Raw genomic sequence first — 25631 nt, 5'->3', positions numbered from 1 at the left:
CTTTTTCTCTTGTCCATGCTCGTCCTCTTCATGCTCGCACATGCGCCGAGCGGCTGACAGCGGCCTGTGGACGAAGCGACGCACGCGACAACGCCGGAGGACGGGTCCGCGTCGGGTCCGCGTCGGGTCCGGGCCAGGTCCGCCTCGGGTCCATGCCGGGGGCGTGTCGGGATTCACGTCACATGGACACAATGGCCATCGTCAAAGTGACGTGAAGCGGTTATGATAAATAGCGTCAGTTAGACGAAAAGTAGAAAGGGTGCGTGTCGTGACCACCGCCCAAACCCAGGAGCTCGACGTACAGCCGACGCCCCTCGCCCTGCTGCTGCTCGGCCGTGAGGCCGACCCGAAGAGCGAGCGCGGTGTGGAGTGTCCCGGCGAGCTGCCCTCCCCCTCCGACCCGGACCTCGTGGCGCGCGCCCGCGCGGCCAAGGAGAAGCTCGGGGACAAGGTCTTCGTGCTGGGCCACCACTACCAGCGCGACGAGGTCATCCAGTTCGCCGACGTCACGGGCGACTCCTTCAAGCTGGCCCGGGACGCTGCCGCCCGGCCGCAGGCCGAGTACATCGTGTTCTGCGGTGTGCACTTCATGGCGGAGTCCGCGGACATCCTGACGTCCGACGAGCAGAAGGTGGTCCTGCCGGACCTGGCCGCCGGGTGCTCCATGGCCGACATGGCGACGGCCGAGCAGGTGGCGGAGTGCTGGGACGTCCTGACGGAAGCCGGGATCGCCGAGCAGGTGGTCCCCGTCTCCTACATGAACTCCTCGGCCGACATCAAGGCGTTCACGGGCAAGCACGGCGGCACCATCTGCACGTCGTCGAACGCGAAGCGGGCCCTGGAGTGGGCCTTCGAGCAGGGCGAGAAGGTCCTGTTCCTGCCCGACCAGCACCTGGGCCGCAACACGGCGGTGCGGGACATGGGCATGTCCCTGGAGGACTGCGTCGTCTACAACCCGCACCGGCCGAACGGCGGGCTGACCGCCGAGGAGCTGCGCGCGGCCAAGATGATCCTGTGGCGCGGCCACTGCTCGGTCCACGGCCGCTTCAGCCTCGACTCGGTCAACGACGTCCGCGAGCGCATTCCCGGCGTCAACGTCCTGGTGCACCCCGAGTGCAAGCACGAGGTGGTCGCCGCGGCCGACTACGTCGGCTCCACGGAGTACATCATCAAGGCCCTGGAGGCGGCCCCGGCCGGCTCCAAGTGGGCCATCGGCACGGAGCTGAACCTGGTGCGCCGCCTGGCGAACCGTTTCGCACCGGAGGGCAAGGAGATCGTCTTCCTCGACAAGACGGTCTGCTTCTGCTCCACCATGAACCGCATCGACCTCCCCCACCTGGTCTGGGCCCTGGAGTCCCTGGCCGAGGGCAACCTCGTCAACCGCATCCAGGTCGACAAGGAGACGGAGGCCTTCGCGAAGCTGGCCCTGGAGCGCATGCTCGCGCTGCCGTAGCTCGTCCATGACGAAGGGGCCGGTCCACGCGACGCGCGCGGACCGGCCCCTTCGTCATGTGCTCACACGTTCGTCATGTGCTCACACGCCGGCCGGCTCCAGCTCCTCCGTCTCCGCCTTCGCCTTCGCCTCGCGCTTGGCCGCGCGCTTCTTCGCGCGGCGCTCCTTGCGCAGTTCCAGCATCGCGTAGAGCGTCGGGACCAGGAGCAGGGTCAGCAGGGTCGAGGTGATCAGGCCGCCGATCACGACCACTGCGAGCGGCTGGGCGATGAAGCCGCCCTCGCCGGTGACCCCGAGGGCCATCGGGAGCAGGGCGAAGATCGTCGCCAGGGCCGTCATCAGGATGGGGCGGAGGCGGTGGCGGCCACCTTCCAGGACCGCCTCGACCACGCCGTGGCCCTGTCGCCTGTACTGGTTGATCAGGTCGATCAGGACGATCGCGTTGGTGACCACGATGCCGATCAGCATCAGCATGCCGATCATGGCGGGGACGCCCATCGGGGTGCCGGTGGCGATCAGGAGGCCGAGGGCGCCCGTGGCCGCGAAGGGGATCGAGACCAGCAGAATCAGCGGCTGGACGAGGGAACGGAACGTCGCGACCAGGAGCATGAAGACGATCGCGATCGCCGCCAGCATGGCCAGGCCCAGGTTCTTGAACGCGTCGTCCTGGTCGGAGGTGACGCCGCCGATCTCGGCCGTGGCGCCCGCGGGGAGCTTCAGGGCCTTGATCCTCGACTGGAGCTCGGTGCTCACCGCGCCGGTGTTGTCGCCGGTCGGCTTGGCGGTGATGGTCGCCGCGCGCTGACCGTCGATACGGGTCATCGAGACCGGGCCGTCGACCAGCTTGACGGTCGCGATGTCGCCCAGCTTCACCGGGCCGAGCCGCAGCTTCTTCAGCTGGGCCAGCGTCTCGGCGGGCTCGGCCGACCTGACGACGACGTTCCGCTCGGTGTCGTCCAGGGTCGCCTTGGCGGCCGTGGTGCCCTTGACCGACTGGGCGACGGCCATGCCGAGGGTCTGGTCGGTGAAGCCGGCCGCCGCCGCCTTGTCGTTGGCGCGGACCGAGATACGCGGCACGCTCTGCGAGAGGTCGCTGGTGACGTCGGTGACGTCGCCCAGGCCGGCGACGGTCTTGCGGACCTGCTCCGAGGCCTGGCGCAGCGCGTCCCCGTCGGACGCCTTGACGACCACCTTCAGGTCCTGGTCGCCGAAGCCGTCACCGGTGTTGACCGTGGTGGTGCCGATGCCGGACAACTTGTGCAGGCCGTTCTCGATGTCCTCGCGGACGTCGTCGGCGGACGCGGAGTCCTCGAGCATCACCTGGTACGAGGCCTGGTTGGTGTCCGTGGAGCCGCCGAAGGCGGCCATGAAGCCGGAGGAGCCGACCGTCACCTGGTAGTCCTTGACGCCCTTGGTCCCGGCGAGCAGCTTCTCGACCTTCTTCGCCTGGGCGTCGGTCGCGGCCAGGCTGGTGCCCGGCTTCAGCTCCTGCTTGACGCTGAGGACCTTCTGGTCGCCGGAGTCGAAGAAGTTCGTCTTCAGCAGCGGCGTCATCCCGAAGGTGCCGACCAGCACGACCACCGCGATCAGCACGCTGGTCAGGCGCCGGCGGGTGGCGAAGCGCAGGACGGGGACGTAGAGGCGCGTCAGGCGGCTGTTCGCCTCCTTCTCCTCGGCCCGGCGGCGGGCCTCGTCGGCCTCGGCGGGCGTGCCCTTCGGCGCGCGCAGGAACCAGTACGAGAGGACGGGGACGACCGTCAGGGCCACCAGCAGGGAGGCCAGCAGGGCCGCGGTGACGGTGATGCTGAAGGGGCCGAACAGCTCGCCCACCATGCCCCCGACCAGGCCGATCGGCAGGAACACGGCGACCGTGGTGAGCGTGGAGGAGGTCACCGCGCCGGCCACCTCGCGCACCGCGTTCAGGATGGCCTCGCGCCGCTCCTCGCCGTAGCCGAGGTGACGCTTGATGTTCTCCAGGACCACGATCGAGTCGTCGACGACACGGCCGATCGCGATGGTCAGCGCGCCCAGCGTCAGCATGTTCAGCGACAGGTCGCGGGTCCACAGCACGATCAGGGCGAGGACGACGGAGAGCGGGATCGAGACCGCGGTGACCAGCGTGGAGCGGACCGAGGCCAGGAAGACCAGGATGACCAGGACCGCGAAGAGCAGGCCGAGCGCGCCCTCGGTGGTCAGCCCGTCGATGGACTTGGCGACGGCCGGGCCCTGGTCGCTGACCGTGGTGATCTTCGCGTCGACGCCCAGGTCCTTGCGCAGGTCGGGCAGCTTGTCCTTGACCGCGTTCGAGATCGCGACCGCGCTGCCGTCGTGGTCCATGGTGACGGCGACGGCGAGGCTCGGCCGGCCGTCGGTGCGGGTGATGGAGTCGGCCTTGGCCGGCTCCTGCCGCACGCCGGCGACGTCGCCGAGGCGGACCGGCTTCTTCGCGGCGCCGCCCTGACCGGTGACCATCAGGTCCTGGATCTGCCGGAGGGAGGTGAAGCCGCCGCCGACCTGGACGGTGCGGTTGGCGCCGCCCTCGTCGAAGGAGCCGGCCGGGACGGTGGCGCCGCCCGCCTGGAGGGCCTGCGTCAGGTCGGCGGAGGTGAGGCCGGCCCGCGCGAGCTTCGCGTCGTCGGGGGTGACGGTGACCTGGAGGTCCCGTACGCCGTCGACGGTCACCTGGCTGACGCCGTCGATGTTCTTCAGGGCGGGCACGACCGTCCTGTCGAGCTGGTCGGCGAGCGCCTGCTGGTCCTTGCCGGAGGTGACGGCCAGGACCACGGTCGGGATGTCGTCCGTCGAACCGGCGATCACCTGCGGGTCGACGTCGTCCGGGAGCCCCGCGCGGGCCCGGTTGACGGCCTGCTGGACGTCGGCGACGAGCTGCTGCGTGTCGTTGCCGTAGTCGAAGGACGCCGTGATCACGGCGTTGCCCTCGCTCGCCGTGGAGGTGACGCCCGTGATGCCGTCGACGGCCTTGAGGTTGTCCTCCAGCGGCTCGACGACCTGCTTCTCCACCACGTCCGGGGACGCGCCCTGGTAGGGCGCCAGCACGGACACGATGGGGAGCTCGATGCTGGGCAGCAGCTGCTGTTTGAGCTGGGGGACGGCGATCGCGCCGAAGACGAGCGCGACGATCGACATCAGTCCGATCAGGGCCCGTTGCGCGAGGCTGAATCTGGACAGCCAGGACATGGGTCAGGGTCTCTCTTCCGGTGGACGTCCGTGAACGTCGGTGAGCGGCGGTGAGCCGCCGAACGCGGCACGGGCGCGCAGACGCGCCCACCCCTACACCCTCCGGTATCGGCACCGGCCGTTCCGTAGCCCCCTGGTCCATTTCCTTACGGCGCGCCTACTCCGGGCGCAGTACTCCCGGGTGGAGTGCACTCCACCCTTGGACGTACCGGGTCCGGCGGGGCTCAGTCGGCCCTGGGGCGCACCAGCCCGGACTCGTAGGCGATGACGACCAGCTGCGCCCGGTCGCGCGCGCCGAGTTTGGCCATGGCCCGGTTGACGTGGGTCTTCACGGTCAGCGGGCTGACCTGGAGACGTTCGGCGATCTCGTCGTTGGAGTGTCCGCCGGCGACCTGGACGAGCACCTCGCGCTCGCGCACGGTCAGCGCGTCCAGCCGCTGAGAGCGGGCCGGGTCGCGGCCGTCGTCCGCGGCGTCGCCCTGCGCGAGGAACCGCCCGATCAGGCCCTTGGTGGCGGCCGGGGACAGCAGTGCCTCGCCCTGGGCGGCGATCCGGATGGCGCTGAGCAGTTCCTCGGGCTCGCTGCCCTTGCCGAGGAAGCCGGAGGCGCCCGCGCGCAGCGCCTGCACCACGTAGTCGTCGACCTCGAAGGTGGTCAGGATGACCACGCGGACCTCGGCGAGGGCGGGGTCGGCGCTGATCAGGCGGGTGGCGGCGAGCCCGTCGGTGCCGGGCATGCGGATGTCCATCAGGACGACGTCGGCCCGCTGTTCCTTCGCCAGGCGCACGGCCTCGGCGCCCTCGGACGCCTCGCCGACCACCTCCATGTCGGGCTCGGAGTCGACGAGGACGCGGAAGGCGCTGCGCAGCAGGGCCTGGTCGTCGGCGAGCAGGACACGGATCGTCATGCGGCGTCCCCCGGGGCGCGGGTGCTGTTGCTGCTGTTGCTGTTTCCGGTGTTGGTGCTGGTGCCGGTGCGGGTCTGGAGGGGCAGGATCGCATGGACGCGGAAACCGCCGCCGTAGCGGGGGCCGGTGGTGAGGGTGCCGCCGAGGGCGGTGACCCGCTCCCGCATGCCCAGCAGTCCGTGGCCGCCTCCGGTGGCGGGGCCCTCTGCGGCGACGGCGCCGGCGCCGTCGTCCAGGACGGTGATCTCGACGTTCGGCCCGACCCGTACGACGCTGACCTCGGCCCGGACCCGGTCGCCGGCGTGTTTCTGCACGTTGGTCAGGGCTTCCTGGACGATGCGGAACGCGGCCAGGTCGACGGCGGCGGGCAGCGTGGTGCCCTGGTCGGCGCGGGCGACCTCGACGTGCAGGCCGGCGCTGCGGAAGGTGCCGACGAGTTCGTCCAGGCGGTGCAGGCCGGGGGCGGGCTCGGTGGGGGCCTCCGGGTCGTCGGACTGCCGGAGCAGTCCGACGGTGGCGCGCAGCTCGTTCAGCGCGGACCGGCCGGCCTCCCGGACATGGGCGAGCGCCTCCTTGGCCTGGTCGGGGCGCTTGTCCATGACGTGCGCGGCGACTCCGGCCTGCACGTTGACCAGGGCGATGTGGTGGGCGACCACGTCGTGCAGGTCGCGGGCGATGCGCAGCCGCTCCTCGGCGACGCGGCGGCGGGCCTCCTCCTCGCGGGTGCGCTCGGCGCGTTCGGCGCGCTCCCGCATGGCGCGCACGAAGGCGCGGCGGCTGCGCACGGCGTCGCCGCCGGCCGCGGCCATGCCGGTCCAGGCGAAGATGGCGAGGTTCTCCTGGGCGTACCAGGGCAGCGTCCCGCCGAGCATGGCGGCGCCGGTCAGCCCGGTCATCGTGGTCAGGCCCAGGCGCCAGGTGGTGGGGCGGTCGGTGGTGGCGGCGACGGTGTAGAGGGCGATGACCGCGGACATGGCGACGGGGGTGCGCGGGTCGCCGGTGACGCACTCGATCAGGGAGACGGTGCCGGTGACGGCGAGGACCGTGCGCGGGGCGCGGCGGCGCAGCACGAGCGCGGCGGCGCCGAGGGTCATCAGGACGAGGCTGAGCAGCTCGGGCCGGCGGACGGCCCAGCTGACGCCGTTCTGCCCGCGGGGGTCCGCGAAGGACCCGACCACCATGCACACGAGGACCGCGGCCGCGAGGGCCGCGTCCAGGGCGAGGGGGTGCGCCTTGATCCGGCAGCGGGCGCGGTCGAGCGAGGTGGTCACGCCTGCGAAGGGTACGGGGTGCCCGTGGAGAACGGCCCGCGCACGGTCCCCGGAGGGGACGGTCACCCAGGGATCAGGCCGTCGTCGCTGAGCAGGTCCCGTACCTCCTGGAGGCTGGCGTCCGGGGACGGAAGGATCAGCTCGGACGGCTCCAGGGAGTCGTCCGGCAGGGGTTCGCCCAGTTCACGGACCCTGGAGAGCAGGCTGTGCAGAGTGCGGCGGAAGCCGGGGCCGTCGCCGTTCTCCATCTCGGCCAGGAGTTCCTCGTCCAGTTTGTCGAGCTCGGCGAGGTGGCCGTCGGCCAGCCTCACCTGTCCCTCCCCCATGATCCGTACGATCATGTCGCCCTCCTCGGCGGCGTGCGCCCCGGCTGTCGGCTGTCGGTGAGTGGGTCTACTGCTTGTCGAAGCGGGGCGTGTCCTGCGGCTGCTGCTGGGGCTGCGCCTGGCCCTGGCCGCCCTCGATGGCCTGCCGGTCCTCGGACGAGCCTCCGGCCAGTTCGGCCTTCATGCGCTGGAGCTCCAGCTCCACATCCGTACCACCCGAGATCCGGTCCAGCTCGGCGGCGATGTCGTCCTTGGCCATGCCGGTGGGGTCGTCCAGGGCGCCGGAGGCGAGCAGCTCGTCGATGGCGCCGGCGCGGGCCTGGAGCTGGGCGGTCTTGTCCTCGGCGCGCTGGATGGCCAGGCCGACGTCGCCCATCTCCTCGGAGATGCCGGAGAACGCCTCGCCGATCCGGGTCTGCGCCTGGGCGGCGGTGTAGGTCGCCTTGATCGTCTCCTTGCGGGTGCGGAAGGCGTCGACCTTGGCCTGGAGGCGCTGGGCGGCCAGGGTGAGCTTCTCCTCCTCGCCCTGGAGGGTCGCGTGCTGCGTCTCGAGGTCCGTCACCTGCTGCTGGAGGGCGGCCTTGCGGGAGAGCGCCTCGCGGGCCAGGTCCTCGCGGCCCAGCGCGAGCGCCTTGCGGCCCTGGTCCTCCAGCTTGGTGGACTGCTGCTGCAGCTGGTTCAGCTGGAGCTCCAGGCGCTTGCGGCTGGTCGCCACGTCGGCGACGCCGCGCCGCACCTTCTGGAGCAGCTCCAGCTGCTTCTGGTACGAGTAATCGAGGGTCTCGCGCGGGTCCTCGGCCCGGTCAAGGGCCTTGTTCGCCTTCGCGCGGAAGATCATCCCCATACGCTTCATGACACCGCTCATGGGCTTCGCGCGCCCCCTTCTGACGGACTCCAGCTCACAGCTCTGCGACAGAACCCACAGTACGGGCCCTGCATCCATTACCGCACTGTTCGGGAACGGATGCGGTCATCCCCAAGGACGACTGCGCCCGATTCCGCTCCGGCGTAGGGAGTAGGTGACCCCCGGGCACCGCCGGCCGGCCCGTGCGCAACGCCCCCTCTGTCCCCTTGGAGACGACCGGTGTTGCCGGATCGTTCCCCGCGGGGCTGGGGTCCATGCGGGTCAAGCCCTTACCCTTGGGTTTTGTGTTCCGTAGCCGTGCCAAGGAAGAGAAGGCCCCGGCCGCCGACAAGGCGCCGGTGAACTTCTCCAAGCAGACCCGTGACCCGCAGGCTCCCAAGGGCCGCCCCACGCCCAAGCGCAGTGAGGCCCAGGCCCAGCGCCGCAGCGTCGCCAACACGCCGACCACACGCAAGGAGGCCGCCAAGCGGCAGCGCGAGGAGCGCCGTACCCAGATGGAGCGGCAGCGCCAGGCGCTGGCCAGCGGCGACGAGCGCTACCTCCCGGCCCGTGACAAGGGCCCGGTGCGCCGGTTCGCCCGCGACTTCATCGACTCCCGGTTCAACATCGCGGAGTTCTTCCTGCCGATGGCCGTGGTCATCCTGGTGCTGAGCATGGTGCGGGTGGGCTACCTCCAGAACCTGGCGCTGCTGCTGTGGCTCGTGGTGATCGTGCTGATCGTGCTGGACTCGGTCGTCACCGGTTTCCGGCTGAAGAAGCGGCTCGCCGAGCGCTTCCCGGCCGAGAACAAGCGGGGCGCGGTCGCCTACGCCCTGATGCGCTCCCTCCAGATGCGCCGGCTCCGGCTGCCGAAGCCGCAGGTCAAGCGCGGAGAGCGGCCCTGAGCGCGGAGCCTTTCACCGGGGGTGCGGCCGAGGCCTGGCTGGACAAGCTGGGCGGGCTGCGTGACGTCGTACGGCAGGAGCTGGTGGCCCGGCAGCTCGACGAGCAGATAGCCGGGCGGTTCCCGGTCGGGCAGCGGCTGCGGGTGCTCGACGTGGGGATGGGCCAGGGCACCCAGGCCCTGCGGCTGGCACGGGCCGGGCACCAGGTGACCGGTCTGGAACGCGACCAGAAGATGATCGCCGTGGCGCGCGAGGCGCTGGCCGCCGAGCCGGAGGGCATCCGGGCGCGGATGCGGATCGTCGAGGCCGACGGCCAGGACACCGGGGTCCACTTCCTGCCGGGCAGCTTCGACGTGGTGCTCTGCCACGGCGTGCTGATGTACGTCGAGGAGCCCGATCCGCTGCTGGCGGGGCTGGCCCGGATGCTCGCGCCGGGCGGACTGCTGTCACTGCTGGTGCGCAACGGTGACGCGCTGGCGCTGCGGCCGGGACTGTCCGGCGACTGGCCGGGGGCGCTGGCCGCGTTCGACACGACGGCGTACCGGAACCGGCTGGGGCTGGACGTACGGGCGGACCGGCTCGCCGATCTGACGGCGACACTCGCCGGGATCGGGGCGCCGCTGCACGCCTGGTACGGGGTGCGGGTCTTCACCGACACGGCGGCGGACGGTGCCCGGCCCCCGGCCGATGTGGAGACGCTGCTGGCGGCGGAGGAGCGGGCCGGACGCACCGACCCGTACCGCGCGGTGGCGGCGCTGCTCCATCTGTGCGGGGTGCGCGGCTGAGGCCGCGGTCTCGCTTCGGGTCCGCTCGTTCGGGTGAGCCCGGCAAGCCGGGTGTTCACCCCGCCGTGAGACTCGGTGCATGGACGTTTCCCGTGCCCGCCGCGCCCGTTCCCTCCGCGCCCGTGCTCTGCGGACGGGCGTTCCGTTCGCCGCTGCCGTGATTCTCGGTGCCGCGCTGCTGTCCGGCTGCAGCGGCTCGTCGACTCCTCAGGAGCCCGCGGCCTCGGGCACGGCCTCGGGCACGAAGGACGCCTCCGGGGAACGGCAGGTGGCCGCGCCGGCGACCGCCGGCGACCTCCAGGCCGAGTACCAGCGGGTGATCAGGGACGTACTGCCGTCGGTGGTGCAGATCCAGACCGGCGGGGAGCTGGGGTCGGGCGTGGTGTACGACGACAAGGGGCACATCGTCACCAACGCGCACGTCGTGGGGAACACGAAGCGGTTCCGCGTCACCACGGCGGGCGGCGGGCAGCCGTTCACCGCGACGCTCGTCTCCTCCTACCCGGACCAGGACCTCGCCGTGGTCAAGCTGGACAAGGTGCCGCCCGGACTGAAGGCGGCCACCTTCGGCGACTCGGAGAAGGTGGAGGTCGGGCAGATCGTCCTGGCCATGGGCTCGCCGCTCGGGCTGGCGTCGAGCGTGACCCAGGGGATCGTGTCGGCGACCGGGCGGACCGTGAGCGAGGGGCAGGGCGGCGGCGGCACCGGGGCCACGATCGCCAACATGGTGCAGACGTCGGCCGCGATCAACCCGGGCAACAGCGGCGGCGCACTGGTCAACCTGAACGGTGAGGTCATCGGCATCCCGACGCTCGCCGCGGCCGATCCCCAGCTCGGCGGCAGCGCGGCGCCCGGCATCGGCTTCGCGATCCCGGCGTCGATGGTGAAGACGATCGCCGGCCAGATCGTGAAGTACGGGAAGGTCGTCGACTCCGGCCGGGCGGCGCTGGGCATCACCGGACGCACCGTCGTCGACGCCTCCTACCAGCCCGCCGGGGTCGCCGTGGTCGAGGTGAGGGCGGGCGGCGCGGCGGACAGGGCGGGCATCCGGCCCGGGGACGTCATCACCCGGGTCGGGGACAACGACATCACGACGATGACCTCCCTGGCCGAGACGCTGGCGTCCGACAAGCCGGGTCAGAAGACGAAGGTGACGTACGCGCGCGACGGCGCCGAGAAGACGGTGGAGGTCACGCTGGGCGAGCAGTGAGCCGTACGGAGGACGAGGGGCGGCCGCCGGTGACCGCCCCTCCCCCGCACGGGCAGCTACTCCTGGGCCCCTTCGGCGTGCAGGCTCATCGGGCCGTAGATCTCCGCGGAGTCCTCGAACAGCCGCACCTGGTCCGCGCCGCCGTCGAGCAGGGCCTTCCAGTTCTCCCCGATCCAGGACTCGGCGTCGCCCTGCGTGGTGAACTCCTCGGGCTGCACCGCGGGCTGGACCTCCGTCCCGTCGGCCGTCTCGAACCGCCACGTCCATGCCGCCATGTACGCCTCCCTGGTGTGAGCACACTCCACAGCGGAAGCCGGATCTTGGTCCGGCTCCTGCCCGCAGCCTAGTCGGATGCGCAAGACCTGCGGTGACCCGGGAAAATCGGGTCCGTGGACGTGACTCTGCTCGGCACCGGTGCCCCCGCGGGACTCCCCCGCCCCCACTGCCCCTGCGCGGCCTGCGCGACGGCCCTCGGCGCGCACGCGCGCGCGGCGACGGCGCTGCTCGTCGACGGGGCGGTGCTGCTCGATCTGACACCGGGCGCGGCGTTCGCGGCCGCGCGGGCGGGCACGTCGCTGAACGGCGTACGGCAGGTGCTGCTGTCGCATCCGCACGAGGGACCGGCCGTCGAGGTGCCGGCCGGGCTGCCGCAGCCGGGCCGGGTGCCGGACGGGCGGGAGCTGGCGCTGCTGACGGGGCATCGGGTGCGGGCGGTGGCGCTGGACGCGCCGGGCACGGGGTACGCGGTGACCGGGCCGGACGGGCAGCGGCTGCTGTACCTGCCGCCGGGCGGCGCGCCGGCCGGCCTGGAGGAGGACACGGACACGGCGCAGCCGTACGACATGGTCGTCGCGGACGTCGTGGGGCGGCCGGACGCCCTGGCCAAGCTGCGGGCGGTGGGCGCGGCGGGCCCGGCCACGGACGTCCTCGCCGTCCACCTGGACCATGACGTGCCGGCGGGGCCGGAGCTGCGGCGGCGGCTCGCGGCGGCCGGCGCGCGGGCGGTGCCGGACGGCACCACGCTGGCGGTCGGGGCGTACGAGGACGTACCGGACGTGCCGCGGCGCACGCTGGTGCTGGGCGGGGCGCGGTCGGGCAAGTCGGTGGAGGCCGAGCGGCGGCTGGAGACCTTCCCCGGCGTCCTGTACGTGGCCACGGGCGGCACCCGGAGCGGCGACACCGAGTGGGCGACCCGGGTCGCCGCGCACCGGGAGCGGCGGCCGGGCTCCTGGCGCACGGCCGAGACCTGCGACCTGGTGCCGCTGCTGGAGGAGGACGGTCCGCCGCTGCTGATCGACTGTCTGTCGCTGTGGCTGACGGACGCGATGGACGCCGTCGGCGCCTGGGACGACGCGGAGTGGGCGGGCGGCGGCGAACGGGCCCTGCGGGAGCGCGTGGCCGAACTGACGGCCGCGGTCCGGGCGAGCCGCCGGACGGTGGTCGCGGTCTCCAACGAGGTGGGCTCCGGCATCGTCCCGGCCACCGCGTCGGGCCGTCGCTACCGTGACGAACTCGGCCGCCTGAACACGGCCTTCGCCGCGGAGTGCGAGCAGGTGCTGCTGGTGGTGGCGGGGCAGGCGATGGTCCTGCGCGGCTGAGCGGCGGCCGGGGCGCCGCCCCGGTGCGGCTATGTGTCTCTCCGGGCCACTATGTGTCTCTCCGGGCCACGACGCGGTAGCCGTTGGAGAGGCCGGGGGTGCGGCGCAGGAGGGGGGACAGGAGGAGGTCCGCGGCCGCCGCCGCGGCGACCAAGGGGGTGGTGGCGGGGGCGAGGATCGCGCGCAGGGCGCGGCTGAGCGGGCCCGGCGGGGTGTCGCGCCAGGGGGCGTCGGGAGCGGGCAGGGCGTGGGCGAGGGCCAGGGCGAGGGCCGCCGACAGGTCGTCGGGGGTGTGGGGGGTGCGGCGGTCGGTGACGAGGATCGTGCAGCCGGCGGACTCCAGTTCCGCGCGGAGGTTGTGCAGGGGCAGCAGGTGCAGGTGGCGCGGCTGGCCGTGGGGCAGCCACCACTTGCCCAGCAGCAGGGCGAACAGGCTGCGCGGGTCGGGGAGTTCGACGAGGAGGTGGCCTCCGGGCCGTAGCGCGCCGAGGGCGCCGCGCAGTTCCGCGCGGGGGTCGGGGGCGTGTGCCAGGTGGTGGAAGACGCTGACCACGTCGTAGCGGCCGCGCAGGCGGTCCGCGATGCGCGGGTCGGCCAGATGGCCGATGTGGGCCTCCTCGATCCGCCCGGCGGCGCGGGCCGCCTCCACGCGCGGCGTCGGGTCGAGCCCGTCGAAGGAGGTGTACGGGAACACCTCGCGGGCCGCCGCCGGGAAGTGGGCGTGGCCCGTGCCGACGTCGAGCCAGCTCTCCGGTTCCCCCACGTTCCGCATCAGGTGCGCGTCGGTGCGGTGGCGGCGCCGGTCCCGGCGGGCGGCGAGCACCCGGTGCGGGAGTCCGCCGGGGCCGGTCTCGTCGTGGTCCCGGCGGTAGAAGGCCAGCCCCTCCGGGGTGAGCCGGGGGTTCTGGAAGGCGTGCCCGCAGTCCCCGCACTGGTCGAGCGCGAACCTGCCGGGCTTGTGCTGGATCAGGTCCGGCGCGCGCAGCCGGGTGCGCAGCCGGGCCGAGCCGCACCACGGGCAGTTCTCGCGGCGCGGCTCGTGGAACCGGTCGGTGCCCTGGGCGAGTTCGGCGGCGTACGCGATCCGGCGCGGGTCGTAGGCCCGCGAGGCGTACGGCAGGGGCGGCATGGGCGGCTCCCGGTGGGGCGAGAGGACGTACGGCGGTGGACCGCCGGCCCACGACCGATGCCGGTGGCCCACCGTGACAATTCGCTGCAAAGGGAACGTATGAGATCGGGATCTTGGCCGGGAAGACGCCGTACGGGTGTGGTGGCGACGTGGCTCGATCGTGTTCGACCGGGGCCGGTACTGTTCGGCGAATGAGCTCGCTGAATCTCGACGACTTCACCGATCTGATCGAGCGTCCGGACGGCGGCATGCGCCGTGACGCCGAGGCGCGCCGGGAGCGTCAGATCGTGCCGCCCGGTTCGCTGGGCCGCCTCGACGACCTGGGTGAGTGGCTGGCCGCGGCGCAGGGCGCCGTGCCGGTGCGGCCGGTCGAACGGCCGCGGGTGGTTCTCTTCGCCGGTGACCACGGTGTCGCGGAACTCGGCGTCTCGGCGCGGCCCGCGGGCGGTGCCGAGCGGCTGGTGCGGGCGGTCCTGGAGGGCGGCCGGCCGGTGTCCGTGCTGGCCCGGCGGCTCGGGGTGCCGGTGCGGGTGGTGGACATGGCCCTGGACTGCGCGCCCGACGCGCTGCCCGAGGACGTCGTACGGCACCGGGTGCGGCGCGGCAGCGGACGCATCGACATCGAGGACGCGCTGACCCTCGAGGAGGCGGAGGCCGCGTTCCGGGCCGGCATCGCGGTGGCCGACGAGGAGGCCGACTCCGGCACGGACCTGGTGGTGCTCGGTGACGTCAGCGTGGGCGGCACCACCGCGGCGGCCGTGCTGATCGCCGCGCTGTGCGGAACGGACGCGTCCGTGGTGACCGGGCGCGGCGGTGAGTCGATCGACGACCTGGCGTGGATGCGCAAGTGCGCCGCGATCCGGGACGCGCTGCGGCGGGCCCGGCCCGTGCTCGGGGACCAGTTGCAGCTGCTGGCGACGGTGGGCGGGGCCGATCTGGCCGCGATGACGGGTTTCCTGTTGCAGTGCGCGGTGCGCAAGCTGCCGGTGATCCTGGACGGCGTGGTCTCGGCCGCGTGCGCTCTGGTGGGGCAGCGGGTGGCGTTCCGCGCGCCGGACTGGTGGCTGGCGGGGCACAGCAGCGGGGAGCCGGGCCAGGCCAAGGCCCTGGACCGGATGGCGCTGGAGCCGCTGCTCGACCACAAGGTGACCGTCGGCGAGGGCGCGGGCGCGCTGCTGGCGCTCCCGCTGGTGCAGGCCGCGGCGGCACTGGCGGCGGAGCTTCCCGAGGTCACCCCCGAGGAAGCCGGGAAGGCCGAGGAAGCCGAGAAGGAAGAGGAGAAGCCGGACGAGGACGAGGACGAGGGCGCGGCCGGGCACGGCTCGGAGTGACACGGGACGCGGGGCCCCCGCGGCGACACCCCGGCTGACACCCCGGGTCGGCTGACACACCTCTCCTGGCCGCTCTTGCGGTGACGGATCGTCGACAAAACGGACGTTCGCCGCAAGAGCCCCCATATGATCAATCTTCATGGGAGATGCCCGAGTCGTACCCGTCCGTCCCGGTGGCGCGAGCGCACGGCGGGCCGCCGCGTTCGCCGTCTGGTACCTGCGGGCCGCCGCGTTCCTCAACTTCCTCAGCGCGGTGTGGGTCTCCCTGGGCCAGGACGTGCGGCGCCACAACCAGCAGGACCTCTTCACGCCGTATCTGCTCACCGCCGGCTTCGCCTCCGGCGTCTTCACCGCGTTCCTGGCCGTCACCATGCGCCGCCGCAAGCGGGCCGCCTGGATCCTGAACCTCGGGCTGAGCGGGTCGTTCCTGGCGCTGTTCGCGTTCGCGCAGGCGACGTTCCCGGAGGTCCGCGGCTCCGTGCAGAACTGGGTCTCCCTCGGGCTGACCGCCGCCTTCGTCGCCGCGCTGCTGCTCGGGCGGCGCGAGTTCTACGCCAAGGGCGACCGCGCCAACCCCCGCCTGGCCGCCGCCGTCGCCGTGGGCGGGGCGCTCTCGGCCTCGCTGCTGGCCGCACTGCTGGTGACGGTCACCAACCACGCCGCGGACGCGGCCCGTTCGACGTTCCTCCAGCGCTGGCACTACGGCACGCTGCGGCTGGTCTCGGTCGCCGCGCCGGAGGCCCGCTTCCCCGGCGTCGCCACCCCCAACTGGGCGAACGTCGCCGTCAACGCGCTGTCCACCGCCCTCGTCCTCGCCGTCCTCTACGCCGCCTTCCGCTCCCGGCGCGCCGTCGACCCGCTCACCACGGACGACGAGAAGCGGCTGCGGGAGCTGCTCCAGCGGCACGGCGAGCGGGACTCGCTCGGCTACTTCGCGCTGCGCCGCGAGAAGAGCGTCATCTGGTCGCCCACCGGCAAGGCCGCCGTCGCCTACCGCGTGGTGGGCGGCGTCAGTCTCGCCTCCGGTGACCCCATCGGCGACCCCGAGGCCTGGCCCGGCGCCATCGGGCCCTGGCTGGAGCAGGCGCGGGCGCACGGCTGGATCCCGGCGGTGATGGGCGCGAGCGAGGAGGCGGGCACGGTCTACGCCCGGCACGGACTGGACGCCCTGGAACTCGGTGACGAGGCCGTGGTGGAGGTCGCCGAGTTCACCCTGGAGGGACGGGCCATGCGCACCGTGCGGCAGGCCCGCAACCGGGTGCGGCGGGCCGGGTACACGGTGCGCGTCCGGCGGCACGAGGACATCCCCGCGGACGAGATGGCGTATCTGATCGAACGGGCCGACGAGTGGCGGGACGGGGCCACCGAGCGCGGGTTCAGCATGGCGCTGGGCCGGCTCGGTGACCCCGAGGACGGGCAGTGCGTGATGCTGGAGTGCCACGACGCCCACGGCGACCTGAAGGCGCTGCTCTCCTTCGTGCCGTGGGGGCCGCACGGGCTCTCCCTCGACCTCATGCGCCGCGCCCGGCACGCCGAGAACGGGCTGGTGGAGTTCATGGTGCTCGAGCTGCTGCGCCGCGCCCGGGAGATCGGGGTCAGCCAGGTCTCCCTCAACTTCGCCGTCTTCCGCTCGGTCTTCGAGCGCGGCGCACGCCTCGGCGCCGGACCCGTGCTGCGGCTGTGGCGGTCGCTGCTCAGCTTCTTCTCCCGCTGGTGGCAGATCGAGTCGCTGTACCGCGCCAACGCCAAGTACCGGCCCATCTGGGAACCGCGGTTCCTGCTCTTCGAGAAGAGCGCGGACCTGCCGCGCATCGGCCTCGCGGCGGCCCGCGCGGAGGGCTTCCTGACGGCAGGGCCCGGCACGCCGGGCCTTCCCGAGTGGCTGCGCCGCGGGCACCTGGAGACGCCGCGCTGAGGACGCCGAGGACGACCTGATGAGGACACTCGCCCGCTGGGCCCGCGCCGAATGGGGGCTCGTGTACGACACCGTGCGCGAGCCGCTGCTGCGGCGCCGCCTGCGGGCGGTCCCGATGACGCTCGCCGCGGTGTGCCTGACGGCGCTGCTCCAGTACGCGCAGAACCGGCCCTGGGGCCAGGGCCTCGTCCACCGCGTCGGGTCCGTACGGGCCGAGGACCCGCTCTGGCTGTGCCTGCTGCGCACCCCCCTGTCGCTGTTCGTACCGGCCCCGGACCTGCCGGTGTACGGGGCGCTGGCGCAGATCCTGGGCGTGTTCGGCGTCGCCGAGATCTGCCTTGGCCGGCGGCGCACCCTCGCCGTCGCCTACGCCGCCACGCTCGCCGGCACCCTGTACGCGCGGCTGGGCATCGCGCTCGGCCCCGGCCGTCCGCTGGGTCTGCCCCGCGCCGACGCGCACGTGGTGGACACCGGGCCGTCCGCGGCGGTGGTGGGGCTCGCGGTGTACCTCGGCTGGCGTTACGGCGCGTACGTCACGGCGGGCGCGGTGACCGCGGCGATGGCGGTCGAGGTGGCGCTGAAGGAGAACCTGGCGGGCCGGGAGCATCTGGCGGCGCTCACGGCCGTGGCGCTGGTGTGCGCGCTGTCCGCCGTACGGCACCGGTGGCCCGGGCGTGGGGGCCGGGTCCCTCACTCACCGCCCGGGCGTGGGGGCCGGGCCCCTCACTCACCGCCCGGACCCGGCCCCGGCAGCCGGGCCGGCCGCGCGTCCGGTCTGCCGCCGATCCAGTCCTGAACCGCGCGGCGGGGACGGGCCCAGCGGTGGTCGTGGCGCCGGGCGCGCAGAGCGGCCCGGGCGCGGGCGTGCGGGCGGCGGCGGTAGAAGTGCCTGGCCCAGTACGAGCCGGGGCGGGCCAGCCGGACGGCGCCGACCAGGGCGAGGAAGGGGACGATCACCCCGAAAACGGCCAGCCGGAACTTGCCCTTGCCGAGGGCCACCAGGGAGAACGCGAAGTTCACGACCACGCCGGCGATGACCGTCCCGCGGTCCTGCAGCTCGTCCGCGGTCACGTCGTTGACACCGAACGGGGAGAAGCCCGCGAGCACCAGCCCGACCAGTGCCGCGGTGAGGACGACCACCTCGACACTCTTGCGGCCCGCCTCGCTCCAGTAGACGTCGTCCAGGTGCAGGAGGAGCGCGAACTCGTCCAGGACCAGGCCCGCGCCCATCCCGAAGACCACCGCGAAGGCCGCCGCTCCGAAGCCGTGCCGGCCGCTGGCGACCGCGCCGAAACCGCCGAGGACGCTGAGGACGACACCGGGGACGACGTGGTGGATGTGCAGCCCGCCGGCCCTGACGTTGCCGAAGGGCCCCTTCCCGGCCCGGATCAGGCGGGTGATGACCCGGGTGACCAGGAAGGTCACGACGAAGGCGCCGAGGGCGAGGAGCAGGGGCAGTTTCCCGGGCTCGACGATGTTGCGGTACAGCCAGTGCCCCATGTGTGTAGTGTGCCGCGCCCGCCGGGGACCCGCCCGCCCGCGGCCGGGGGCGCGCCGGTCCCGTAACCTGCCCGCGTGTCCGCGCCTTCCTCCCCCTCGTCCCCCTCGTCCCCCTCGTCCCCCTCGTCCCCCTCGTCCCCCTCGTCTCCCTCGTCAGCTTTCGTCTCCCCGCTGCACGGTCTCCGGTTCGCCTTCGGGACGTTGACCGTCCTCCCGGTCCGGGTGAGCCGCTGGGACCGTGGAGCGGCGCGCGGCGGGATGCTCTGCGCGCCGGTCGCCGGGCTCGTCGTCGGCGTGGCCGCCGCCGCGACGGGTCTGGTGCCGCTGTTCCTCGGTGCCGGTCCGCTCCTCGCCGCCGTCGCCACCGCAGCCGTGCCCGCCGTACTGACCCGCGGGCTGCACCTGGACGGTCTCGCCGACACCGCGGACGGGCTCGGCAGCGGCAAGCCCGCCGAGGACGCGCTGCGGATCATGAAGCAGTCGGACATCGGCCCCTTCGGGGTGATCACCCTCGTCCTCGTGCTGCTCACGCAGATGGCCGCCCTGGCGCGGGCCTACGGCGACTCGTGGGCGCACGGCGCGCTGGCCGCCGTCGTCGCGACGACCGCCGCCCGGCTGGCGCTGACCCTGGCCGCGCGCCGCGGAGTGCCGGCCGCCCGGCCAGAAGGACTGGGGGCGGCCGTCGCGGGCGTGGTCCCGGTGGCGGGCGCGCTGGGAGCCGCGCTCGTCGTCACGGGTGCGGCCGGTGCGGCGGGAGCCGCCCTCGGGACGCGCACCGCCCTGCTCGCCGCGGGCGCGGTGATCACCGCCCTGCTCGTCGCCGAGCTTCTCCTGCGCCACTGCACGCGCCGCTTCGGCGGCGTGACCGGCGACGTCTTCGGCGCCCTCGCGGAGGCGGCGGCCACCAGTGCCCTGGTCCTTCTGTCACTGGGCTGAAACGATCTCCGCCGATCCCTTCGGCCGACCCCCCGCGCTCGCTAGCCTGAGCCGCCGGACAGACGGACAGTGATGTGATCGGGGGGATGTCCGTGCCGAAGCTGCGCCGTGCCGTGGCCTGGTTCATCGACTTCGCGCTGGTGGTCGCGGCGCCCTCCGTGCTCGCCGTCCTCACCTTCCACCGGATGTCCGCGCTGGTCACGGATGTGCCCGAACTCGCCACCCGCGGCGGCCTGGACCTGCTGACCTCGCGCGGTGATGTCATCGGCGCCTCGGAGCACCTCGGACTGTCGCTGTGGGACAAGGTGGTGCTGTACGTGGAGGAGGCGTTCGGGCTGCTGGTGCTCGCCACCTTCCTCTACCAGTGGGGGTGCCTGGCCCTGGCCGGGCGCACCGTCGGCAAGGGCCTGCTGGGGCTGAGGGTCACCCCGCGCAGGGCCCGTCGCGCCGCCGTGCGCGCCGCCGTCACCACCGCGGCCGACGTCGCCGTCTACGCCGTGGCCTGTGTGCTGCTGATCGAGGGGCACTTCCTGCTGTCGGTGCTGGTGTGGGCGGTGGCCGTGCTGGTCTTCCTGGTCAACGCCCTGCCGGTGCTCTTCCCCGGCCGGCGGTCGCTGGCCGACCGGGTGGCGGGTACGGCGGTCACCGGACTCGGGCTCGGGAGCCGCACGCCCGCCGGGCCGGAGGCCGGGTTCAGCACGCCCGGCGCCACGCCCCCGGTTCGTACTTCCTGAGCAGCGATCTCGGCCCCGGGCGACGAGACGGCTTTGAGGTCTCCTCCTGTTCGAGGGCAGGAGATCCCGGTCCGCACCGCTGCGCGGTGCCACCATGGGTTCGGCGACATCGGCAGTGGTGCCGCGGCGTGATGCGCCGGAACGTACACCCGACGATCACCGCCGAATCCCGCCGCGAGAACGGGAGTTGCTCCGGGCCGCGACCCGGGGCGTACGGCGCGGGGCTCGGAGGGTGACGGCGACGCCGCCGCCGGGTCGACCCCGCGCGACACGGTCGGCGAAGCGACGCGCGTAGGCTCGTGCCGGGTGTTTGCCTGCCCGGGTGAAGACCGCACCGCAGGAGGGATCTAGGGTCGGTCGTCGGGACGGTCGACCCCACCCGCATTCGGCCACATCACCTTTTACAGGGAAGCGAGATTTCACCACCGTGACTGCTCTCACTCTCAGCACCGCCGGGGCGCCCGGCCTGCGGGCCGACGCGATCGTCGTCGGCGTCGCCAAGGGCACCAAGGGCCCGGTCGTCGCACCGGGTGCCGAGGCCGTCGACAAGGCTTTCGACGGCAAGCTCGCCGACGTCCTGGAGACCCTCGGCGCCTCCGGTGCCGAGGGCGAGGTGACCAAGGTGCCCGCACCCTCCGGTTTCAAGGCCCCGCTCGTGCTGGCGGTGGGCCTCGGCGCGGAGCCCGAGAAGGACGCCGGCTTCGACGGCGAGGCGCTGCGCCGGGCCGCCGGTGTGGCCGCCCGCGCGCTGGCCGGGTCGAAGAAGGCCGCCTTCCTGCTGCCGCTGACGGACGCCGCCGACGCCGGTGCGGTCGCCGAGGGCGCGCTGCTCGGCGCGTACTCGTTCGACGCGTACAAGGAGAACGGCAAGGACGCGAAGTCCCGTAACGGCAAGGCGCCGCTCGCCGACATCGTGCTGCTCGGCGGCAAGCCCCGCGACAAGGCCTACAAGGCGGCGATCGAGCGCGCCACGGCCGTCTCCGAGGAGCTCAACCGCGCCCGCGACCTGATCAACACCCCGCCGAACGACCTGAACCCGGCCACGTTCGCCGCCATCGCCCAGGACGCCGCCAAGGCGCACGGCCTGAAGGTGCAGGTGCTCGACGAGAAGGCGCTCGCCAAGGGCGGCTACGGCGGCATCCTGGGCGTCGGCTGCGGCTCGGCGTCGGCGCCGCGGCTGGTGAAGCTGTCGTACACCACCTCGAAGGCGAAGAAGCACCTGGCGCTGGTCGGCAAGGGCATCACCTACGACTCGGGCGGCATCTCGCTCAAGCCGGCCGGCCACAACGAGACGATGAAGTGCGACATGAGCGGCGCCGCCGCCGTGTTCGCCGCCGTCGTCGCCGCCGCCCGCCTCGGCCTGGAGGTCAACGTCACCGGCTGGCTGGCGCTCGCCGAGAACATGCCCTCCGGTTCCGCCACCCGCCCCGGTGACGTGCTGCGCATGTTCAGCGGCAAGACGGTGGAGGTGCTCAACACCGACGCCGAGGGCCGGCTGGTGCTCGCGGACGCGCTGTGGGCGGCCTCGCAGGAGAAGCCCGACGCGATCGTGGACGTGGCGACGCTGACCGGCGCGATGGTGCTGGCGCTCGGCACCCGCACCTTCGGGATCATGGCGAACGACGACGCGTTCCGCACCGCGGTCCACGAGGCAGCCGAGGAGGTCGGCGAGGAGGCCTGGCCGATGCCGCTGCCCGAGCACCTGCGCAAGGCCGGGGACTCCCCCGTCGCCGACATCGCCAACATGGGCGAGCGCATGGGCGGCGGCCTGTTCGCCGGGCTGTTCCTGCGCGAGTTCATCGGCGAGGGCATCACCTGGGCGCACCTGGACATCGCCGGCCCCGCCTTCAACGAGCAGGGTCCCTTCGGTTACACGCCCAAGGGCGGCACGGGCTCGGCGGTGCGCACGCTGGTCCGGCTCGCGGAGCTCACCGCCGCGGGTGACCTCGGCTGACCTTCGTTCCTCCGCCACGACGGCCCCGGGTGCCTCCCGCACTCGGGGCCGTTTCGTCCGGTTGCGGCAACCGGGTGGTACGTCTCACACCCCGGCCCCGCGTCTCTTCCGCTCCCGACAAGTGCGAAGATGGGCGTCGGCAGGACAGGGCCCCACCCAAGGGCCGAAGAACGAGCGGCCGGACACCAGCCGCCGACCGGTCACCGACGACCGGCGCACGGCGCACATGCATGGAGGACGTGACGTGGCGAACGACGCCAGCACCGTTTTCGACCTAGTGATCCTCGGCGGTGGTAGCGGTGGTTACGCCGCGGCCCTGCGCGGGGCACAGCTGGGCCTGGACGTCGCCCTGATCGAGAAGGACAAGGTCGGCGGTACCTGCCTGCACCGGGGTTGCATCCCCACCAAGGCCCTGCTGCACGCGGGCGAGATCGCCGACCAGGCCCGCGAGAGCGAGCAGTTCGGTGTCAAGACCACCTTCGAGGGCATCGACGTCCCGGCGGTCCACAAGTACAAGGACGAGGTGATCTCCGGCCTGTACAAGGGCCTCCAGGGTCTCGTCGCGTCCCGCAAGGTCACCTACATCGAGGGTGAGGGCCGGCTGTCCTCCCCGACCTCCGTGGACGTGAACGGTCAGCGGATCCAGGGCCGCCACGTCCTCCTGGCGACCGGTTCCGTGCCGAAGTCCCTGCCGGGCCTCCAGATCGACGGCGACCGCATCATCTCCTCCGACCACGCCCTGGTCCTGGACCGCGTGCCGAAGTCCGCGATCATCCTGGGCGGCGGTGTCATCGGTGTCGAGTTCGCCTCCGCCTGGAAGTCCTTCGGCGCCGACGTCACGGTCATCGAGGGCCTGAAGCACCTGGTCCCGGTCGAGGACGAGAACTCCTCGAAGCTGCTGGAGCGCGCCTTCCGCAAGCGCGGCATCAAGTTCAACCTGGGCACCTTCTTCGAGAAGGCCGAGTACACCCAGGACGGCGTCAAGGTCACCCTCGCGGACGGCAAGGTGTTCGAGGCCGAGGTGCTGCTCGTCGCCGTCGGCCGCGGCCCGGTCTCCCAGGGCCTGGGCTACGAGGAGGCCGGGGTCGCCATGGACCGCGGCTACGTCCTCGTCGACGAGTACATGCGCACCAACGTCCCGACCATCTCCGCCGTCGGTGACCTCGTCCCCACCCTCCAGCTCGCGCACGTCGGCTTCGCCGAGGGCATCCTGGTGGCGGAGCGTCTGGCCGGTCTGCGGACCGTCCCGATCGACTACGACGGTGTGCCGCGGGTGACGTACTGCCACCCGGAGGTCGCCTCCGTCGGCCTCACCGAGGCCAAGGCGAAGGAGATCTACGGCGCGGACAAGGTCGTCGCTCTCAAGTACAACCTGGCGGGCAACGGCAAGAGCAAGATCCTGAAGACCGCGGGCGAGATCAAGCTCGTCCAGGTCAAGGACGGTGCCGTGGTCGGCGTCCACATGGTCGGCGACCGCATGGGCGAGCAGGTCGGCGAGGCCCAGCTGATCTACAACTGGGAGGCCCTGCCGGCCGAGGTGGCCCAGCTCATCCACGCCCACCCGACGCAGAACGAGGCGCTCGGCGAGGCCCACCTGGCCCTGGCCGGCAAGCCCCTGCACTCCCACGACTGACGCCTTCAGTCTTCGGGCGCGACGACACAGACTTCCGCACTTCGTAAGGAGCAACCGAAACCATGGCGGTTTCCGTAACCCTTCCGGCGCTCGGTGAGAGCGTCACCGAGGGCACTGTCACCCGCTGGCTGAAGGCCGAGGGCGAGCGCGTCGAGGCCGACGAGCCGCTGCTCGAGGTCTCAACCGACAAGGTCGACACCGAGATCCCCTCCCCCGCCGCCGGTGTGCTGTCCTCCATCAAGGTCGCCGAGGACGAGACGGTCGAGGTCGGCGCCGAGCTGGCCGTCATCGACGACGGCACCGGCGCCCCCGCCGCGGCTCCGGCCCCGGCCGCCGCCGAGGCCCCGGCTCCGGCCGCCGAGCCCGCCCCGGCCCCGGTCGCCGAGGCCCCGGCCGCCCCGGCCCCCGCCGCCGCTCCGGCTGTGACTGCCGCAGGTCATGCCGGTGGCGCCGAGGGCACGGACGTGGTCCTGCCCGCGCTCGGTGAGTCCGTCACCGAGGGCACCGTCACCCGCTGGCTGAAGGCCGTCGGTGACTCCGTCGAGGCCGACGAGCCGCTGCTCGAGGTCTCCACGGACAAGGTCGACACCGAGATCCCGGCGCCCGCCTCCGGCGTGCTCCTGGAGATCGTGGTCGGCGAGGACGAGACCGCCGAGGTCGGCGCCAAGCTCGCCGTCATCGGCGCCCCCGGTGCCGCCCCCGCCGCGGCTCCGGCTCCGGCCGCCCCGGCTCCGGCCCCCGCCGCCGAGGCCCCGGCCGCCCCCGCGGCTCCGGCCGCTCCGGCCCCGGCCCCCGCCGCCCCGGCCGCGCCCGCCGCTGCCGCTCCGGCCCCGGCCCAGCCCGCGGCTCCGGCTCCCGCCCCGGCGCCCGCCGCCCCGGCGCCCGCCGCCCCCGCCCCGGTCACCCCGGCGCCGGCCGCTCCGGCCGCCGCCCAGCCGACCGACGAGGGCGCGTACGTGACCCCGCTGGTGCGCAAGCTCGCCGCCGAGAACGGCGTCGACCTGTCCACCGTCAAGGGCACCGGCGTCGGCGGCCGCATCCGCAAGCAGGACGTCCTGGCCGCCGCCGAGGCCGCCAAGGCCGCCGCCGCGGCTCCGGCTCCTGCCGCCGCCGCTGCTCCGGCCGCCGCGCGGAAGGCCCCGGCGCTGGAGGTCTCCCCGCTGCGCGGCCAGACCGTCAAGATGCCCCGCATCCGCAAGGTCATCGGCGACAACATGGTCAAGGCGCTGCACGAGCAGGCCCAGCTGTCGTCGGTCGTCGAGGTCGACGTCACCCGTCTGATGAAGCTGCGCGCCCGGGCCAAGGACGCGTTCGCGGCCCGTGAGGGCGTCAAGCTCTCCCCGATGCCGTTCTTCGTCAAGGCCGCCGCCCAGGCGCTGAAGGCCCACCCGGTCGTCAACGCCAAGATCAACGAGGCCGAGGGCACGATCACCTACTTCGACACCGAGAACATCGGTATCGCGGTGGACTCCGAGAAGGGCCTGATGACCCCGGTCATCAAGCGCGCCGGCGACCTCAACATCGCGGGCATCGCCAAGGCCACGGCGGAGCTGGCGGGCAAGGTCCGTGCCAACAAGATCACTCCGGACGAGCTGTCCGGCGCGACCTTCACCATCTCCAACACCGGTTCGCGTGGCGCGCTGTTCGACACGATCATCGTGCCGCCGGGCCAGGTCGCGATCCTCGGCATCGGTGCCACGGTCAAGCGTCCGGCCGTCATCGAGACCGAGGAGGGCACGGTCATCGGCGTCCGCGACATGACCTACCTGACCCTCTCCTACGACCACCGCCTGGTCGACGGCGCCGACGCGGCCCGTTACCTGACGGCGGTCAAGGCCATCCTGGAGGCAGGCGAGTTCGAGGTCGAGCTGGGCCTGTAACCGCCGGTCAGTGCAGTACGTCGGTGCCCCCGCCCGGAGATTCCGGGCGGGCTTCGGGGTGACCTCCGGCTGGATAAGGGACGTGGCGACCGCGCAGGCCGTGCAGCGGCGGTTGCAGGCA

21 protein-coding genes and 1 pseudogene are annotated in these 25631 nt (G+C 73.0%); 14 read left to right on the top strand and 8 right to left on the bottom strand.

All coding sequences use genetic code 11. The features are described from left to right. Positions 1-268 precede the first annotated feature (268 nt). A complete protein-coding gene (gene nadA, locus ABZ484_RS04635; RefSeq protein ID WP_358864427.1) occupies positions 269-1453 on the top strand; it encodes a quinolinate synthase NadA in 1185 nt (394 codons plus the stop codon). 81 nt (positions 1454-1534) lie between these two features. Here the strand turns inward: nadA and ABZ484_RS04630 are convergent, their stop codons facing one another. The 5 genes from ABZ484_RS04630 to ABZ484_RS04610 form a co-directional block, all read right to left on the bottom strand. Next, positions 1535-4651, bottom strand: a complete 3117-nt coding sequence (locus tag ABZ484_RS04630) for an efflux RND transporter permease subunit (protein ID WP_358864426.1) — start codon at positions 4649-4651, stop codon at positions 1535-1537. A 224-nt stretch (positions 4652-4875) separates the two neighbouring features. Beyond that, positions 4876-5559: a response regulator transcription factor gene (locus ABZ484_RS04625; protein WP_358864425.1), complete on the bottom strand. Its 684-nt coding sequence runs from the start codon at positions 5557-5559 to the stop codon at positions 4876-4878. Beyond that, a complete protein-coding gene (locus tag ABZ484_RS04620) occupies positions 5556-6830 on the bottom strand; it encodes a sensor histidine kinase (RefSeq protein WP_358864424.1) in 1275 nt (424 codons plus the stop codon). The genes ABZ484_RS04625 and ABZ484_RS04620 overlap by 4 nt, the downstream gene beginning before the upstream one ends. Positions 6831-6892: 62 nt before the next feature. After that, on the bottom strand, positions 6893-7171 hold the full coding sequence (locus tag ABZ484_RS04615; protein WP_358864423.1) for a hypothetical protein: 279 nt from the start codon (positions 7169-7171) through the stop codon (positions 6893-6895). Positions 7172-7223: 52 nt separating this feature from the next. Beyond that, complete coding sequence (locus ABZ484_RS04610) at positions 7224-8009, bottom strand: PspA/IM30 family protein (protein ID WP_358864422.1); 786 nt, start codon at positions 8007-8009, stop codon at positions 7224-7226. A gap of 296 nt (positions 8010-8305) precedes the next feature. On the opposite strand from ABZ484_RS04610, the gene ABZ484_RS04605 reads away from it, so the two are divergent. The 3 genes from ABZ484_RS04605 to ABZ484_RS04595 all read left to right on the top strand — a co-directional run bounded on the left by ABZ484_RS04605 (position 8306) and on the right by ABZ484_RS04595 (position 10900). Further along, a complete protein-coding gene (locus tag ABZ484_RS04605; protein WP_358864421.1) occupies positions 8306-8905 on the top strand; it encodes a DUF3043 domain-containing protein in 600 nt (199 codons plus the stop codon). 83 nt (positions 8906-8988) lie between these two features. Further along, positions 8989-9690, top strand: coding sequence for a methyltransferase domain-containing protein (locus tag ABZ484_RS04600; protein ID WP_358864420.1), 702 nt, complete (start codon positions 8989-8991; stop codon positions 9688-9690). Between the two features lie 79 nt (positions 9691-9769). After that, complete coding sequence (locus ABZ484_RS04595; protein WP_358864419.1) at positions 9770-10900, top strand: trypsin-like peptidase domain-containing protein; 1131 nt, start codon at positions 9770-9772, stop codon at positions 10898-10900. 56 nt (positions 10901-10956) lie between these two features. Here the strand turns inward: ABZ484_RS04595 and ABZ484_RS04590 are convergent, their stop codons facing one another. Continuing rightward, positions 10957-11175 (bottom strand): hypothetical protein, encoded by a 219-nt coding sequence (locus ABZ484_RS04590; protein WP_358864418.1) that lies wholly within the window; start codon positions 11173-11175, stop codon positions 10957-10959. Between the two features lie 114 nt (positions 11176-11289). Here ABZ484_RS04590 and ABZ484_RS04585 point away from each other — a divergent pair, with 114 nt between their 5' ends. Further along, positions 11290-12498, top strand: a complete 1209-nt coding sequence (locus tag ABZ484_RS04585) for a bifunctional adenosylcobinamide kinase/adenosylcobinamide-phosphate guanylyltransferase (RefSeq protein ID WP_358864417.1) — start codon at positions 11290-11292, stop codon at positions 12496-12498. Between the two features lie 49 nt (positions 12499-12547). Here ABZ484_RS04585 and ABZ484_RS04580 read toward each other — a convergent pair whose 3' ends face one another. Continuing rightward, entirely contained in the window at positions 12548-13627 is a 1080-nt protein-coding gene (locus ABZ484_RS04580) for a class I SAM-dependent methyltransferase (RefSeq protein WP_358864416.1), read from the bottom strand. Between the two features lie 191 nt (positions 13628-13818). On the opposite strand from ABZ484_RS04580, the gene cobT reads away from it, so the two are divergent. The 3 genes from cobT to ABZ484_RS04565 all read left to right on the top strand — a co-directional run bounded on the left by cobT (position 13819) and on the right by ABZ484_RS04565 (position 17669). Then, positions 13819-14958, top strand: a complete 1140-nt coding sequence (gene cobT / locus ABZ484_RS04575; RefSeq protein ID WP_358864415.1) for a nicotinate-nucleotide--dimethylbenzimidazole phosphoribosyltransferase — start codon at positions 13819-13821, stop codon at positions 14956-14958. A gap of 139 nt (positions 14959-15097) precedes the next feature. Continuing rightward, positions 15098-16873, top strand: a complete 1776-nt coding sequence (locus tag ABZ484_RS04570; protein WP_358864414.1) for a phosphatidylglycerol lysyltransferase domain-containing protein — start codon at positions 15098-15100, stop codon at positions 16871-16873. 19 nt (positions 16874-16892) lie between these two features. Beyond that, positions 16893-17669 carry a hypothetical protein gene (locus ABZ484_RS04565; protein WP_358864413.1) on the top strand — a complete coding sequence of 259 codons (777 nt, stop codon included), beginning with the start codon at positions 16893-16895 and terminating at the stop codon, positions 17667-17669. On the opposite strand, the gene ABZ484_RS04560 is transcribed toward ABZ484_RS04565, so the two are convergent. Next, positions 17597-18373 carry a hypothetical protein gene (locus ABZ484_RS04560; protein WP_358864412.1) on the bottom strand — a complete coding sequence of 259 codons (777 nt, stop codon included), beginning with the start codon at positions 18371-18373 and terminating at the stop codon, positions 17597-17599. The genes ABZ484_RS04565 and ABZ484_RS04560 overlap by 73 nt on opposite strands. 171 nt (positions 18374-18544) lie before the next feature. Between ABZ484_RS04560 and ABZ484_RS04555 the strand changes: the two genes are divergently transcribed. The 6 genes and pseudogenes from ABZ484_RS04555 to ABZ484_RS04530 all read left to right on the top strand — a co-directional run. Further along, a complete protein-coding gene (locus tag ABZ484_RS04555; RefSeq protein WP_358864527.1) occupies positions 18545-19309 on the top strand; it encodes an adenosylcobinamide-GDP ribazoletransferase in 765 nt (254 codons plus the stop codon). Positions 19310-19395: 86 nt separating this feature from the next. Continuing rightward, entirely contained in the window at positions 19396-20043 is a 648-nt protein-coding gene (locus ABZ484_RS04550; protein WP_358864411.1) for an RDD family protein, read from the top strand. A gap of 427 nt (positions 20044-20470) precedes the next feature. Further along, a complete protein-coding gene (locus ABZ484_RS04545; RefSeq protein WP_358864410.1) occupies positions 20471-21997 on the top strand; it encodes a leucyl aminopeptidase in 1527 nt (508 codons plus the stop codon). A 244-nt stretch (positions 21998-22241) separates the two neighbouring features. Next, complete coding sequence (gene lpdA / locus ABZ484_RS04540) at positions 22242-23630, top strand: dihydrolipoyl dehydrogenase (RefSeq protein WP_358864409.1); 1389 nt, start codon at positions 22242-22244, stop codon at positions 23628-23630. A gap of 62 nt (positions 23631-23692) precedes the next feature. Continuing rightward, positions 23693-25510, top strand: a complete 1818-nt coding sequence (gene sucB, locus ABZ484_RS04535; RefSeq protein ID WP_358864408.1) for a 2-oxoglutarate dehydrogenase, E2 component, dihydrolipoamide succinyltransferase — start codon at positions 23693-23695, stop codon at positions 25508-25510. Positions 25511-25562: 52 nt separating this feature from the next. Next, positions 25563-25631: pseudogene (locus ABZ484_RS04530) on the top strand (hypothetical protein); the annotation flags it as partial.

Origin of the sequence: Streptomyces sp. NPDC006393, from assembly GCF_040628575.1 — a bacterium.
In the GTDB taxonomy this organism is placed as follows: domain Bacteria; phylum Actinomycetota; class Actinomycetes; order Streptomycetales; family Streptomycetaceae; genus Streptomyces.
This window is presented reverse-complemented; position numbering and strand designations above follow the sequence as displayed.